This window comes from Geovibrio ferrireducens (genome assembly GCF_026226615.1).
In the GTDB taxonomy this organism is placed as follows: Bacteria; Chrysiogenota; Deferribacteres; order Deferribacterales; family Geovibrionaceae; genus Geovibrio; species Geovibrio ferrireducens.
In genome coordinates, this window is sequence record NZ_JAJAPB010000036.1 from 1 (window position 1) to 305 (window position 305).

Below are 305 nucleotides of genomic sequence, written 5' to 3' on the forward strand. Positions count from 1 at the left end.
TGTATATGTTATTTAATTCGAGGCGAGAATTTATTTATTTGTTAATCTCAAGTAAATGAAGGAGTCTTCGATGAGAAACAACAGCAGCGACGAAACGATTAAGCGTAACTACATAATGAAGTATCTGCATTTAATCAATGAGTATGAGCAGGTTAAAAGCAAAAAGCATGAGCACTTCAAGTACGTTCAGGAGTTTTATAAGTTTTACGATACAGACAGGCGTGCTTTTTTAAAGTATTACAACCGTTATAAGCAAAGCGGTAAGCATGATTCTCTTCTTCCTTTGAAGCGAGGGCCTAAATATG

At 35.4% G+C, this 305-nt stretch carries 1 protein-coding gene; it reads left to right on the forward strand.

The genetic code is table 11. The features are described 5' to 3' along the window. Window positions 1-70: 70 nt before the first annotated feature. Window positions 71-305: hypothetical protein (locus OSQ85_RS14045; protein ID WP_265823938.1), on the forward strand; the 235-nt coding region annotated here is incomplete at its 3' end.